Raw genomic sequence first — 15,399 nt, forward strand, 5'->3', positions numbered from 1 at the left:
TCGTTAATGGTAACACGAAAGTGCTATAATTAAACCTAGAATACTTTGATTATCAAATTGTTGATATACTTAATTTGTAACTAACTACGTCCATGCAGATAGTGAGGAATATGGAAATTTGTGCGCTTAAAATTTCATGAAAAGAAAAAGAGTTTCGCTGCGGTTTTGAGACGGTTGGTACAGACTATTCGTGTTACGGCAACTAATCATGTAAACAAAAAAAGCGGCCGCCTCTTATGAAGAGACGGCCGCTGTTATTTTAGAAAGAATTCAGTGTTTATTTAGCCCACCAAACTTTCGTGTCGATCTTTACCACGCCAGGGAAATTACCATTCCTGGTTACTTCAGCCTGAGGATAAATGAAACGTGCAGGGAAGTTATCGTTACCTAATTTAGAAGCCTGAGACTTAATTAAGGCAGGAACTCCCGTACGGCGTTGTTCACACCATGCTTCGAAGCCCTGGGAACCGCACAATGAAAACCATTTCTGTGTGATGATAGCAGTAACCTGCGTATTCACATCACCAACGGGGTATTTTGAAGCCGTGGCAGCTGGATCATCGATATAAGCCTGTGCCTGTGCAGGTGTGAGAACAAGTGTAGCAAAGTTTGCTTTGATACCTGATTCAAACAATGTTTTAGCATTTCCTGTTCCCCAGCCTCTTGCAGCTGCTTCTGACTGAAGGTAAAAACTTTCAGCAGCAGAGATCAGCCTGCCGGGAGCAGTAGCGCTCAGCACCTTCGTAGAAGGACGAGATACCGACTTGGTACTTGGGCTATCAATAAAAGAACCCTGTGGAGTTCCAACGAATTGGCCACCTATCAATGCAAAGAAACTGCTGATGCGGGGGTCATTATTCGCTTTCATTCTATCCATGATAGTAGAGCTGGCTACCTGGTTAGGTGTATTTAAAAATACACGCTCAGCGTACAAGGGGTTTTGGTTACCACCTGTTGTAGTCCACTTCATTTCAACATCCTTAGCCAGGAATGCAGGCGCCGGTGTTTCAGCATACAATGCCTGGATACCAGCTTGTGCTTTTGCGGAGTTTACTGTAGTCAAACGTAATAAAACGCGCAATTTGAGTGTGTTGGCAAATTGCAGCCATGTAGTCATATCGCCACCAGCCAGCAGATCGTCAACACCAGGTTTGTAAGGGTTAGCTGGTGTAACGTCAATCAAACCTTTGGCCCTGTCTATAAATACCAGGATACTATCGTACACTTCTGCCTGCGCATCATAATGAGGACTGCGGTTGTCTCTTCCTTTCAGCGCTTCTTTTAATGGAATATCACCAAAAGCATCTGTGAGCATCTGGAAGGAATATGCGCGCATTAACCATGCGATTGCTGCATACTGCTGGAATTTAGGCAGGTGCTGATTTACGATCAGGGAGTCTGTATCTGCAATTGCATTTGAATACAAAACAGACCATGATCTGTCAAAATCACTTGGTCCTGTTGTGTATTGGTCAAGACCACGGAACTGGCTGTTATTTAAATTCTGCGTCCAGTACTGGCTGTAAAAGTTTCCAAAATTCTGATATGGATAACTTACGGCGTGCGCCACTGCCCCTTGTACTGAAGGCAGGATCTGTGCAGGATTAGCAAAGGTTGTAGCATTGGGATTCTGGTTCACATCCAGGAACTTTTTACATCCTGCGAATGCCACTGCCGTTAAGGCTACTGCAGTCAGAAATATTTTAGTTTTTGTTAGTTTCATAAATTTCTCTTTTTCAGCTTAAGGATTAAAAAGTCACTTTCAGATTCACACCAAAGTTCCGGAGGGAAGGCTGTGCAGTGAAATCCAAACCTTGTTCATTACCTGCTCCACCAGAGTTCATTTCCGGATCAGCATAAGTGTTTTCCTTAGGTGTACGGATCCAAAGGTTATTACCAAAGAAACCTACAGAAAGATCACCAAATGGTGTTCTGTTCAGCAACTCTCTTGGGAATTTGTAAGAGATACTGGCTTCGCGCAATTTAATGTAAGAAGCATCGTACAGGTGTACAGCATCCGGAACACTTGCCTGGCTGGAATAGAAATCATACCAGTTAGTAACCAGGGTTTTATTTTCTACGTATTGACCACTAACCGGATCCGTATATACAGTATTAGGTTCTACTATATAATTACGTCCGTTCTTTGCTGTAAGCGGAGACGTACCCACAAAACTCATGATATCACTTGTACGGGAGTAGAACTGACCACCTTGTTTTGTATCAAACAGTACGCTTAAGCTGAGGCCTTTGTAACTGAGGCTGGTACCCCATGAAGCCTGGAACCTTGGAAGGTAAGAACCCAGGTACACGGCATTCTCAGTTTGTTCCGGAATACCTGAATCTGCGTTTACTACCATTCTTCCTTGTGGATCACGCAGGATATCCCGTGTGTAGAAAGTACCATATGGCTTGCCCACTGCAGCAACAATGCTCATGCCGCCGAGACCACCAATAATTACCTGGTCTACACCTGGTAACAGGGATACCACTTCATTCTTGTTCTTTGTGTAAGTACCAAATACTTCCCAGGTAAATCCAGATGATGTGCGCACTGGTGTAGCACGAACTGACAGCTCAACACCCTTGTTCTCTACAACACCTGTATTCATTACTTCATTCGTGAAACCAGTGGCAGGAGAGATAGGAGCAGCGAGGATCTGATTTTTGGATTTATTCTGATAATAAGAGAAGTCTATATAGATCCTGTTATCGAAGAAACCGAGTTCTGTACCTACTTCAAACGCATCCGTTCTTTCAGGTTGCAGATTTGGATTACCAATGGTATTACCTACGGTAAGGCCGGGGATACTACCAAAGGGGAATTGGGTATTGGCAAAATTACCTACGATAGCTGTTTTAACATAGTAGTTAAGCAACAGGTACGGATCGGCATCATTACCTACAGAAGCCCAGCTGGCGCGGAGTTTACCATAGTTCAACACTTCGCTGATCCTGGTATCTTTCGTTAATTCCGTGAAAACGAATGAAGCGTTCACACTTGGATAGAAGAAAGATCTGCTGGATGCAGGCAAAGTAGAAGACCAGTCGTTACGTGCAGTTGCACCGAGGAACAACATGCTCTTGTAAGAAAGATTGAGTTCTCCATATAAACCAATTAAGCGACGCATCGCATATGTGTTTTCAGATAACGGAGGACCACTACTGTTTGCGAGGTTGTACCATCCCGGGATGATCAGACCAGCTGTATTGGTAGTTGCATCAAGCGTTGTAACTACACGCTGACGGATGTTGTTACCCACCAGGAGGCTGGCGGTGAAATCATTGCTGAATTTCTTTTCTGCAGTTATCATCAGGTCATGAGTGATATCACTCACGTTAATGGTGTTCTCTGCATATTGACCAACCGCATTCTTATCAGGATAAATACTTAGATCTGCTGGTTTAAAAGTAAACTTAGGTTGTGATGAACGGCGCCTGTCCGCATATACATCCGCACCCAGTCTTTCTACAACTGATAACCAGGTATTAGGTTTATAACTAACGGTGAAGTTACCGGTAACGCGATCTACGTTATTAATGTTCTTATAGTTTTTCATTACCCAATAAGGCTGATCTGTATAAGCACCGTAATATCCGTAAACAGGGTTACCATCTGCATCCTGCAGTACATCACCATAACTGTAGTAGGGATTTTTAAGATCATCCATATCCTGTAAAGGAATGTCGCGGGGTGTCTGCAATACGTTATCGTATACAGATCCGTTACCCTGACCACCCTGTACCATGTTACTATTGATCTTGGTGTAGTTGATACCGATGGAAGTAGAGAACTTGTTGCTCAATTCTGTGCTACCATTAAAACGAACACTGTACTTATTGTACCTGTCCAGGTTGCTGGGCATTACACCATTTGAATTGAGTGCACCGAGGGAAAGATAATAAGTAGACTTGTCGTTACCACCGGAAAGCGATACGTTATTGTTCCAGGCTTTTCCAAGCTCAAAGAATTTCTTAACGTTGTCTGGTTGTGCTACCCATGGTTTGGACAATCTTTTTCCGTCAATTTCCTGACCCCATTCTTTCAGGGAGCCATCAAACTTTGGTCCCCAGCTGAAGTTCTCCTGCGGATCGATGTAGTAGCCGCTAGGGTCAGAAGGATCAGGATACCCTTGTCCGAATTCATTTTGGAAATCAGGGAGTTTTAATACGTTGGATAACGTTAAAGCAGAAGTGTAAGTAACTTCCTGTTTTCTTGCGGCACCACCTTTTTTACCGGTTTTGGTTGTAATGATCAAAGCTCCGTTTGATGCGCGTGATCCATAAAGCGCAGCGGCAGCAGGTCCTTTCAGTACAGAGATAGATTCAATATCATCAGGGTTGATATCATTACCACGGTTACCGTAGTCAATAGCAGAGCGGCTGTCGCCGCCTCCGATCACACTGGAGTTATCGATAGGTACACCATCTACAACGAGGAGTGCCTGGTTATTACCTGCGATGGAAGAACCACCACGTAATACGATGCGGGAAGAAGAACCCGGGGCAGAGGCAGTGCTGGTAATGTTCACACCAGCTACTTTACCGGAGAGACCATTCAGGGCACTTGTACTTTGGCCTTTTGTAATTTCGTCGCCTTTAACGGTAGGGGCTGAATAACCGAGGGAACGTTTATCCCTGCGGATAGCGTTTGCAGTTACAACAGTTTCTGTCAGTGTTCTTACATCCTGACTTAACACAACGTCCACTTGCGTGCCGTTGATCTTTGCTTCGGTATCTTTCATACCGATGAACTTAACGACGAGTGTAGTTACCCCGTCTGGTACGTTAAGGGAATAAACACCCTCCGCATTAGTTACAGTTCCAACATTTGTTCCTTTAGCTAAAATGGTAGCGCCAATAATGGGCGTACCGTCTTCGGCAGCCGTAACCTTTCCTTTAACGGTTCGACTCTGCGCCAAGACCTGACCTGATAGGGATATCAGGATCAGGAAAAGTGCGGTTAGACCTTTCCTCATAAGCATAATTTAGTTGTTTAACGAAATTTTAACACTCAAATATAAATTACTTAACGGTTTTTTAACGCAATGAGTTTGTAATTTTTTTGGAGGAGCCATAGATTTTTTTTTAAGTAATGAATAGATAACTAGATAAGTTCTTTATATAGGAATTGCGCCTGCTTCCAGAGCCGGGGAGGCTTTGGGGGTTTTCTAAAAAAGAAAAAGCAGGCGACAAGATTATCACCCGCTTATCATCAACCAAAATCTAAATCGAGATTCTTTATGATATTTTTATTGCCGATCCAGGGAACGGCTGTATGACTTTTTTTGGCTGTATTGCTTAACAGCAAAGGGTTTACGGGCATGTCCATTTGGGTTACACGGCCGCAGGGTGATATAGCATTAAATGCACATATCATGTGAATTGATAATGTCTTTTTCATAAGCGTCAGATCTTGGTCATCTCAATCTAGTTTTTTTTAAGATTGAAAAGTATTGACACTTATTTTAGCATTACCCGGTCACGATAAGTTTAAAGGGAATGTTTTCAAGAGATTCATCAGAACATTGTACAGGTCATCGTTCCGATAGTTGTATCGGAACTCGCATTCTTTGAGGTGCAGATAAGCTGTGTTGCGGTTCAGGCCCTTGAATTTGGCCAACCGGTGTTTGGTGAGCCCCCAGAAACCATCTACATCATCCAGCAAAGCCTTTCCGGCATCCGCGTCATGATGCCCGTTCCCTAAGTGATACAAGCGGTACTGGCCAAGATCAACCACTCCCTGGAACCGGCGGATGCGTTCTGTGCTGCCAACGGTTTCCAATACACTACGTCCACGGGCAATTGCCTGGATCATAGAGCGGCTTACATCCGGGAGGATCTCTGTAAAGACTTTGTTTTCCTGCTTGTAAATACCAAAGATGACGGGCTTGATAATACGGTCTACGTCTGTTTTAACAGCAACAGCCGTATCATGGGCGTCTGTGTGAGAGTGACTCCTTTGCAGCCATGTAGCTGCATTGGGCGTAGATTCAGGCTGCAGAGACTCGCAATATTTTACGATCTGCAATCTGATCTTCTTCAGGTAACTATTGATAGTTACTCTGCTAACCCCGCTGATATTTGCTATCTGCGTGGCGGTTAAGTCTTCGGAGAATAACTTAAGTATCTCCTTAAACTTGCGCTCGGACAAGTGAGCGCCTTTTAGGAACTTATTTTTCATTGGACTAAGAGGTTAGAATGGCATTATAAACCTCTCACTTTTTCTTCTGTATATATAATGCTTTATTATAAGCGGCGATTAGCAGATGATGAACGTACCCCACTAGATTATTTTAAGAGGCCCGGCAAAAAAAATCCGTGGCATTCAGCCACGGACTAAGGTTTTGGCGGGCACACATCGAAAATAATTATCATGCCCCTTTTATATTAATTTGTATGGACGGTAAATATGCCGGATAAACGTTTTAGTCGTTTTTATCATCCAGCCCAATCTGATCCATCTCAAGATCCGCTTCTTCGTCCAGCGGATTCCATAATTCTTTCTTCTTTGCTTTCTTCTGAAGGGCCTTTTCCATCCATAACAACATGGCCGGAAGGATGGTAAGATTGGTGATCATGGCCATTACAAGTGTGAGCGAGGTGAGCCACCCCAGCGCTTTTGTTCCCTGGAATTCTGAAAAGGCAAAGATCATGAACCCTGCAAAAAGGATCAGCGAGGTGTAGATGATACTGAGCCCGGTTTCATTAATTGTCTGCCTCACGGTGGCGGATATATCCAGATTATTCTGTGGTAATTCCTGTTTAAAATTGACCAGGAAACGGATAGTAACGTCTATGGCTATCCCTAAAGCAATACTGAAAACCAATACGGTAGAAGGCTTGATAGCAATATTCATCCAACCCATTACTCCGGCTGTAACCACCAGTGGTATTATGTTTGGGATCAATGAGATCAATAACATCCTCCAGGAACGGAAGAGGTATAACATACAGAAGATGATCAGCACAAATGCCAGCAGGATACTTTCCATCAAACCATTGATGATAAAACGGCTTCCTTCCAGGAAGATGATACTGGTACCGGTGAAGGTTACTTTGTATTGTGCGGTATCAAAAATAGCATTGACCTGGGGCCGTAATGAATCTATCAGCCGTGGTAGTTCAACGGAACCCACATCAGCCATGTTAACACTTATTCTGGCCACCTGGCGGGTACTGTCCATAAAGGAAGAAACCAGTTTTGTGAAGGTGGAAGCTTCTCCGGAGGCTCCTTTCATCCGCAGATAAGGAGCCAGGAAACCGATATCGAACTGATTGGGCACGGCATAGTTCAGACTGTCTCCTCCGTAATAAGCCTGTTTGGCAAACTTGATCCCTTCTGCTACTGAAAGCGGGCGGGCACATACCGGCTGTTCTGCAATGATCTTACTCACTTCATCCAGCTTGGTGAGTGTTTGCAGGTTCACTACGCCATTCTTCTTTTTCGTGTCCACCACTATTTCCAGTGGCATTACACCTTTGAAATTCTTTTCAAAGAACTTCAGGTCTGTATAAAGCTTATCTGATTTCGGGATATCGTCTACAATAAAACCGACAGGCCTGAGGCGCATCATACCTAAAATAGCAGCCCCTACCATTAATACGGTTACCAGGTATACCATTGGCCGGTATTTGAATACGAGGGTATTGAGCAGGTCCAGCACGGAACAGAACATTTTATTTTCCAGGTAGCTGGTATGTTTTGTTTTGGGCGGTGGTAAATAGCTCAGTACGGACGGCAGGAAGATAAAGGAGATCAGGAATATCAGCATGATATTCACACCTGCTACTACCCCAAATTGTTTCAGGATGGCGCTATTGGTGAAGTAAAATACGCCGAAACCTATGGCTGCCGTGAGATTGGTGAAGAGGGTAACAATTCCCATCTTTTGCACCATACGCACCAGGGCTTTCGATTTGTTGCCATGCAAGGCGTATTCTGTATGGTATTTATTGAGGAAGTAAACACAGTTAGGAATCCCAATCACCACGATCAGGGGAGGAATAAGCCCTGTCAGCAATGTGATCTTATATCCGCACAACACAATGGTGGCTACAGACCAGATCACTCCAATGGCCACTACCACCATACTCATTAAAACAGCACTTACTGAACGGAAGAACAATAGCAGGATCAAAGCGGTGAGCACGAAGGAGATCTTCAGGAACATCTTTAATTCATCTGCTACCTTGGTTGCCATGATGGTACGGATCATGGGAAGGCCGCTCAGCTTAACGTCCAGGTTATGTTTTTTACCGAATGCCTCAGCGGTTTTGGTAATGGCTTCCACCACCTCTATCCTTTTGATGGAATTGAGGATACCTTTATTGATATGCACGGCCATCAGGTAAGAATGGCTGTTGCTGCTGTATAACAATCCTTTGTAAAAAGGGAGCGAATTAAAAACGGTAGCCAGGCTATCCAGTGTGGCCTGATCCTGTGGTACGGGCTGGAAGAGGGTTACGGCTTTGAGCTTCCGGGTACTGTCGTCTTTTACGAGGTTAATGGCTACGGGAATGCTGAGGGTATTTTCCACTGCGGGTATTTTCCGCATGTCCTCATTCAGCTTAACGTATTCCTTAAAGAACTCCAGTTTAAAGAGGCTATCGGTTTCAATACCTACCACCATCATGTTCCCATCCTCCCCAAATTTGGATTTAAAATCCTGGTATTCAAGGAATTTAAGATTGTCCCTGGGAATTGCGCCTGTAAATTCGTAGGACAATTCTACCTTGCTGGCGTAATATGCCATGATGCCTGTGCTTGCGAATAGCAAAGCCAGTAGCCATAAACGGTATTTTAATACAAATCCTGCCAGCCGCTGCCACATATGTATTATATGTTTTGGTAAAGGTCACAAAGGTAATAATGAATTTATGAATTTTGAATTATCAATGATGAATTGAAGGAATTATGTATAAAGGATTATTCGTAATTGTTATTTTTGAGGTATGCGCGTAGGCCCCTTTTTTCTTTCCCTCCTGTTGTTTTGTTCTCTTGTAAGAGCACAATCCGTTCCCATAGGGCAATGGCGGGAACATTTTCCTTACCGGCAGGCAATTGCCATCGCCGCGGGGCCGGCTGTTGTTTATTGCGCCACCCCTTTCAGCCTTTTCTCGGTTTCCCAGCCGGACAATGAAATTACCCGGTATAGTAAGGTGAACGGACTCCATGATGCGGGCATTACCAGCATCGGGTATCATGAAAGCAGCCAGGCATTGGTAATAGCTTATAACAACAGCAACCTGGACATCCTCCGGAAAGAGAACATTATTAATATACCGGAAATACTGCTCAGGCAAACTTCCGGGGATAAACGGATCTATCATATTGCCTTTTGGGGCAATCATGCTTATCTCTCTACGGGCATAGGGATCATTGCGGTAAACCTGGACAGGTATGAGATCACGGATACTTACCTGAATATGAAAGTGACGGCTGTGGCAACAGATGACCGGTATTTCTATGCGGCTACGGCTAACGGTATAAAACGGGGCTTACTGCAGGGGAGTAATCTTGCCGATCCGAAGAACTGGATGGATATTCCGCAACCGGGCATTGTGACGACACTTGCTAATATCGGGCAACAGGTGATTGCGCAGGTGAAGGATACTTTATTTACCTGGAATCAAACACAGTGGCAACGCTGGTATACAGACGGGCAGGTGATTAAAGGGCTTACTTCTTCCGGCAACGCATTGTTTGTAAGTGAGCCTGCACGTGTGATACAGCTTTCTGCAACTGCTGCCGTTACAGGTACTTTTCAAAGTGCATCTCCTTCAGGGGCTGTAAATATGGGAAATAATACCTGGATAGCTGATGCCCGTAATGGGTTGATACAATACAATAATGGTGTTTATCAAAATCTCACACCCAATGCTCCTCCGGATATTGTAACGGGAGAAATGATCATTCATAAAAATGCCCTCTGGGCGGCAGCTGGTAGTGGTAATAAAAGCGGGGTGTTTAAGTTTGAAGGAGAAGAATGGCAAAGTTACCAGGCAGCGGATTCTCTTGCTGATATTGTTACACTGGCTGCTGCCGGTGATGCAATATATGCAGGCTCTTTTGGTGGTGGGCTTTGGATGGTTGGTGGCGGTGCTCCTCAACTTCCACCCACACAGGTAAGCGGACTGGCAACAGATAAAACAGGAAATCTCTGGGTGAGTGATTTTGGTGCGCTGAATAATCTATTGGTTAAAAAACCGGATAACAGCTGGTTACAATTTTCCATCCCTGTTTTTCATATAGCCCGTGCAGTTAGTCAGATACTTGTTGACGATGCGGATCAGAAATGGATCGTTTCTCCGCGGGGAAACGGAGTATTTGTTTTCAATCATGGCAGCAGCCTGGACAATACGCAGGATGATAAATGGAAACTTTATCAAACCGGCGCCGGCCGTGGAAATTTGCCATCGGATGAAGTGAAGTGTATTGCTAAAGATCTGCAGGGTTGGATATGGATAGGGACCACCAGAGGGATCGGGGTTGTACAATGTGCCACGGAAGCATTTGCACCAACAGGTTGTGAAGCGGTACTACCCATTGTGCGGCAGGATAATTTTGCGGGTTTTCTCTTTCAGAATGAACAGGTGAATACGATTGCGGTCGATGGCGCCAACCGCAAATGGGTGGGCACACAAAATGGCGTATGGCTGATCAGCCCCAGCGGCGAACAACTTATCCAACATTTCAATACCAGCAATAGTCCCTTATCCAGTAATATTATTCACCGGATCATTGTGCATCCGGTAACGGGCGAAGTTTTCTTTGCTACTGCCACAGGGCTAATTTCCTGGAGAGGAACTGCTACGGAAGGAAGTGAAACACAAGGCAGCGATGTACTGGTATTTCCCAATCCGGTGCCTCGCGGTTATGAGGGAACTATTGCCATCAGGGGGCTGGTGCTCAATGCTATTGTGAAGATCACAGATATTACGGGTAAACTGGTATTCCAAACCCGCGCCCATGGAGGGCAGGCTGTATGGAATGGAACCGACTACACAGGCCATCGGCCGCAAAGTGGGGTTTACCTTGTTTTTGCTTCCAATGAAGATGGCCAGGAAAAGTTGGTCACGAAGCTGGTATTTATCCATTGATGTACGACTTTTGCTGATATGCTGCATAAAACACCCGGAATAGTTCTTCGTACGGTAAAATATGGTGATGCCAGTGTGATCCTGAGCATTTTCACGGAGTTATTCGGGATACAATCCTATATCGTAAATGGAGTGCGTTCCTCCAAACCCAAAGCAGCTAAGGGAAACATCCTGCAACCGGGGAACATCCTTGATCTTGTAGTATATCATAACGATCAGAAAAATCTGCACCGCATTTCCGAATTCAAACTGGGGCATGTATATACTTCGATGCATGTGAACATTGTAAAGAATACGGTGGCGTTATATCTCATTGAGTTATTGCAGAAGGTGCTCCGGCAACCGGAACATGATCCTGAATTATATCAATTTGCAGAAAGCGTGTTTAAAGCATTGGATACTGAATCGACTCCGGTAGCGGCTAACCTTCCTTTGTATTTCACGCTGAAACTGGCTATACACTTAGGGTTTCACTTCGGCGGCCACTATTCTGAATTCACACCTTACCTTGATCTGCAAAAAGGTGTTTTCACAGATCTTCCACCACATCACAGTAATTACCTGGATGAAATTTCCAGCGAGATAACGGATCGTTTGCAACAGGTTGTGTATGCTGCTGACCTTGGGAAGATTGAATTGAATAAGGAACGGAGAAGGAATATGCTGTATGCTTACCTGGATTTTTATAAAGTGCATCTTCCGGATTTTAAGGAATTGCACTCTCCTCCTATATTACATGAAATACTGGGTTAACGTTGGTAGTATTTCAGTTCTAAGTTGCTGCCATCAAAAACACCATAGGAGTTATAATTCAACCAATCTCCCAGGTTTACATAACGGCTGTTCTCTCCTACTTTCAGGTCCAGCGGCAGATGACGGTGGCCGAAAATAAAATAATCGAAATGTTCTTTCTCTAAGATCTCCTTGCTGTAAATGGCGAGCCATTCATCCTTTTCACCGAGGAACTCTTCCAGCTGAGAACCGGTAGCAGCCCTGCTTTTGCGGCTCCAGTAATTGGCCATAGAGATGCCCCAACGGGGATGCAAACACGAAAACAGCCAGCGGCAAACGGGATTACGAAATACTTTCTTGAGGAATTTATAACCATGATCACCGGGGCCTAAACCATCTCCGTGACCGATATAGAATTTCTTACCGGCAATGGTGTAGGTCTGTGGTTCATAGTAAACGGGGATCTGTAGTTCATCTTCAAAATATCCGTTCATCCACATATCATGGTTGCCGATGAAAACGGAAATACCGATGCCTTTATCCCGCAGTTCTGCCAGTTTACCTAAGAGGCGGGTATAGCCTTTCGGGATCACATCTTTATATTCAAACCAGAAATCAAAGAGGTCGCCTACCAGGAAGATATGTTGCGCGTCTTTCGCTGCTTCATCCAGCCACTGCACTACCAGCCTTTCCCGTTCACGGCTTTTCTCCATGGTGGGAGCGCCGAGGTGGAAATCCGAAGCAAAGTAAATACGCTTGTCCGCCGGTAATAACAGTTCCATGATCTAGCTTAAATGTAAAATGCAAAAGTGAAAATTTCCTTTTGCATTTTACATTGTTTGTATTGATTAAAAAGATTTATTCATCCAGTAAGAACACATATACCTCTTTAGGGCCGTGTACACCTACCACCAGTGTTTTCTCGATATCGGCCGTACGGCTTGGGCCGGTGGCGAAAGAGATCATGGATGGAAGCTGGCCGGGGTATTTCTCTTTCATTTTGCTGATGCCGTCCTTTACATCAAACACGAGCTGATGCGTGTAGGCAATCACAATATGAACAGGTGCGAAAACAGGTAATGCTCTTCCTGAAGGTTGCGCTGAGCTCATGATAATACTTCCGGTGCGGGCTACCAGCCATTCACAATCTGTAATAGCTGCATCCAGTGTATGTTCATCGCCTACGTTTAAGTAAGCTGGTTTATATGGTTGCAGGATCGTTTCCAGCGAAGGTGTTTTACAATGAACATGCGTCCATTCTTTATTCACCACCAGGGCTTGCAGATTATCTGCCAGTTCATCGCGGGAGGAACAGAAGATAAACTTGCCCTGCAGCCGGGAAAACTCTTCTGCAAACTTCATTTCCAATCCATCATGTGCTGTTTCAAACACTGAGTTGTTTCCTTCCGCATGCGGAAATGGCAACTGCACTGGCTGGCTGAGCGCATTCCTCACCTTCTTCAGGATATTTTCTTTTGCAGGAGATACTTTCACCTATTCAGAAATTACATTTGCCGGTGAAGGATTAATGATATCTGTAGGATGTACGCCATCAAAGCTGGTACCTTCTTTATTAGGAACGATGTGTTCTTTGTGCGTCTCATAAGGGCGTTTCCCGATGAGGCGTTCCAGATCGTCTTTATAGAGTACTTCTTTTTTCAGGAGTTCACCTGCGAGCAATCTTACGTTATCCATTTTATCGGCCAGCAATTGTTTGGTACGTTGGTATGCTTTATCAATCAGCAAACGTACTTCGTGGTCGATCATCTTGGATGTTTCTTCAGAGTAAGGCTTGGTGAAAGCCTGATCGCTGTTAGGATCGTAGAAAGAAACGTTACCGATCTTATCGTTCATACCGTATACGGTGACCATTGCGTAAGCCATGCGGGTAATTACCTGCAGGTCGTTTTGTGCACCGGTGGATACTTTACCGAATACCAGGTCTTCAACTGCTCGGCCACCAAGGGTCATGCAGATATCGTCCATGAGTTGTTCGGTATTATAGAGGTATTGTTCTTTCGGCAGATACTGTGCATATCCCAATGCGGCTACGCCACGTGGAACGATGGTCACTTTTACCAGCGGGTTAGCATGTTCCAGGTACCATCCGCAGATAGCATGGCCAGCTTCGTGGTAAGCGATCACTTCTTTCTCTTCAGGAGAAATGATCTTGTTCTTTTTCTCCAGACCTCCGATCACACGATCAATTGCATCGTTGAAGTCGTCCATTTCCACTTGCGTTTTGCCTTTACGGGCAGCGATCAAAGCTGCTTCGTTACATACGTTGGCAATATCCGCACCGGCAAAACCGGGGGTCATAGAAGCGAGCTTCTTGATATCGAGGATAGGAGAAGTTTTGATAGGTTTCAGATGCACGTCGAAGATGTGTTCACGGCCGGCCAGATCTGGTTTATCTATAGAGATCTGACGGTCGAAACGACCCGGGCGCAATAATGCGCTATCCAGTACATCCGGACGGTTGGTGGCTGCGAGGATAATGATACCGCTGTCTGTACCGAAACCATCCATTTCTACCAATAACTGGTTGAGGGTGTTTTCGCGTTCGTCATTGCTCATCATTACGTTCTTACCACGTGCACGGCCGATTGCATCAATTTCATCGATGAAGATGATACAAGGCGCTTTTTCGCGGGCTTGTTTGAACAGGTCACGTACACGGCTTGCACCTACCCCTACGAATAATTCCACGAAATCGGAACCGCTCATAGAGAAGAAAGGAACTTGTGCTTCACCGGCCATGGCTTTTGCGAGCAGGGTTTTACCTGTACCCGGAGGGCCTACCAGTAATGCACCTTTTGGTATTTTACCACCTAATGCGGTGTATTTCTTCGGATTTTTCAGGAAATCCACGATTTCCATTACTTCCACTTTTGCTTCGTCCAGACCAGCTACATCGTTAAATGTGATGTTCACCCTGGTGCCTTTATCGAATAAAGTGGCTTTGGATTTGCCTATGTTGAAGATGCCGCCTGGTCCGCCGCTTCCACCGGAAGGGCCTCCCATTTTACGCATCAGCAATACCCACATACCTATCAGCAGCAGGATGGGCAATAATATCTGCATCAATGGATCAAACCAGTTTGCGCGATCCTGGAAGGATACGTTCATCTGATCCACTAAGGGAACTCCTTCTTGTGCTTTGTCCAGTTCCTTCTGGAAGCCTTCTACGCTACCAATACTAAACTGAAAATGCGGCCCGGGATTAGGCTGACTAAAACGGTTCTTACTTACCGCATCATATTTGGGATCGTGTAAACGATCTTTCTTGATGTAAATCTCCACCACCTTTTTATTCACGACTACCAACTTGTCTACATCCCCAGTTTTCAGGAAATCCTGCTGGAATTGTTTAAAGCCGGTCAGTTCTTTAGGCTTAGTTCCCCAGTCAAAAAAGTTCAAAGCCAGCAGGGCTATCCCTATAAAGGCATAAACCCAGTATATATTGAACTTTGGACCTTTTTTTGGAGATTTATCGGATCCCTTGTTATTGTTGTTGCCTCCTTTTTCCATGATCGTTCGCTCCTTTACGAATGAGTGTTGTCT

The 15,399-nt window shown here is 44.7% G+C and carries 9 protein-coding genes; 2 read left to right on the top strand and 7 right to left on the bottom strand.

What is annotated here, in order from left to right:
• Positions 1-277 precede the first annotated feature (277 nt).
• The 4 genes from GFS24_RS14140 to GFS24_RS14155 all read right to left on the bottom strand — a co-directional run bounded on the left by GFS24_RS14140 (position 278) and on the right by GFS24_RS14155 (position 8,834).
• Positions 278-1,723: a SusD/RagB family nutrient-binding outer membrane lipoprotein gene (locus tag GFS24_RS14140; RefSeq protein WP_153660310.1), complete on the bottom strand. Its 1,446-nt coding sequence runs from the start codon at positions 1,721-1,723 to the stop codon at positions 278-280.
• A gap of 25 nt (positions 1,724-1,748) precedes the next feature.
• Complete coding sequence (locus GFS24_RS14145) at positions 1,749-4,979, bottom strand: SusC/RagA family TonB-linked outer membrane protein (RefSeq protein ID WP_153660311.1); 3,231 nt, start codon at positions 4,977-4,979, stop codon at positions 1,749-1,751.
• Positions 4,980-5,482: 503 nt separating this feature from the next.
• Positions 5,483-6,184, bottom strand: coding sequence for an IS1595 family transposase (locus GFS24_RS14150; RefSeq protein WP_153660312.1), 702 nt, complete (start codon positions 6,182-6,184; stop codon positions 5,483-5,485).
• 244 nt (positions 6,185-6,428) lie between these two features.
• Positions 6,429-8,834: an RND family transporter gene (locus tag GFS24_RS14155; RefSeq protein ID WP_153660313.1), complete on the bottom strand. Its 2,406-nt coding sequence runs from the start codon at positions 8,832-8,834 to the stop codon at positions 6,429-6,431.
• A 121-nt stretch (positions 8,835-8,955) separates the two neighbouring features.
• Here GFS24_RS14155 and GFS24_RS14160 point away from each other — a divergent pair, with 121 nt between their 5' ends.
• Together GFS24_RS14160 and recO are read left to right on the top strand one after the other, a co-directional pair.
• Positions 8,956-11,103, top strand: coding sequence for a hypothetical protein (locus GFS24_RS14160; protein WP_153660314.1), 2,148 nt, complete (start codon positions 8,956-8,958; stop codon positions 11,101-11,103).
• Between the two features lie 18 nt (positions 11,104-11,121).
• Positions 11,122-11,856, top strand: a complete 735-nt coding sequence (gene recO, locus GFS24_RS14165) for a DNA repair protein RecO (protein WP_153660315.1) — start codon at positions 11,122-11,124, stop codon at positions 11,854-11,856.
• Here recO and GFS24_RS14170 read toward each other — a convergent pair.
• The 3 genes from GFS24_RS14170 to ftsH form a co-directional block, all read right to left on the bottom strand.
• Complete coding sequence (locus tag GFS24_RS14170) at positions 11,853-12,617, bottom strand: UDP-2,3-diacylglucosamine diphosphatase (protein WP_173003078.1); 765 nt, start codon at positions 12,615-12,617, stop codon at positions 11,853-11,855. The two genes, recO and GFS24_RS14170, sit on opposite strands and share 4 nt — an antisense overlap.
• A 76-nt stretch (positions 12,618-12,693) precedes the next feature.
• Entirely contained in the window at positions 12,694-13,329 is a 636-nt protein-coding gene (locus GFS24_RS14175) for a lactate utilization protein C (protein ID WP_371730731.1), read from the bottom strand.
• Complete coding sequence (gene ftsH / locus GFS24_RS14180; protein ID WP_153660316.1) at positions 13,330-15,366, bottom strand: ATP-dependent zinc metalloprotease FtsH; 2,037 nt, start codon at positions 15,364-15,366, stop codon at positions 13,330-13,332.
• Positions 15,367-15,399: the final 33 nt, after the last annotated feature.

Origin of the sequence: Chitinophaga sp. SYP-B3965, assembly GCF_009647655.1 — a bacterium.
Classification (GTDB): Bacteria; Bacteroidota; Bacteroidia; order Chitinophagales; family Chitinophagaceae; genus Chitinophaga.

Excerpts from the sequence above, each read along its gene's own strand:
- GFS24_RS14155 (WP_153660313.1), bottom strand. The coding sequence starts at position 8,834 with ATGTGGCAGCGGCTGGCAGGATTTGTATTAAAATACCGTTTATGGCTA.
- recO (WP_153660315.1), top strand. The coding sequence starts at position 11,122 with ATGCTGCATAAAACACCCGGAATAGTTCTTCGTACGGTAAAATATGGT.
- GFS24_RS14160 (WP_153660314.1), top strand. The coding sequence starts at position 8,956 with ATGCGCGTAGGCCCCTTTTTTCTTTCCCTCCTGTTGTTTTGTTCTCTT.
- GFS24_RS14170 (WP_173003078.1), bottom strand. The coding sequence starts at position 12,617 with ATGGAACTGTTATTACCGGCGGACAAGCGTATTTACTTTGCTTCGGAT.
- ftsH (WP_153660316.1), bottom strand. The coding sequence starts at position 15,366 with ATGGAAAAAGGAGGCAACAACAATAACAAGGGATCCGATAAATCTCCA.
- GFS24_RS14145 (WP_153660311.1), bottom strand. The coding sequence starts at position 4,979 with ATGAGGAAAGGTCTAACCGCACTTTTCCTGATCCTGATATCCCTATCA.
- GFS24_RS14140 (WP_153660310.1), bottom strand. The coding sequence starts at position 1,723 with ATGAAACTAACAAAAACTAAAATATTTCTGACTGCAGTAGCCTTAACG.
- GFS24_RS14150 (WP_153660312.1), bottom strand. The coding sequence starts at position 6,184 with ATGAAAAATAAGTTCCTAAAAGGCGCTCACTTGTCCGAGCGCAAGTTT.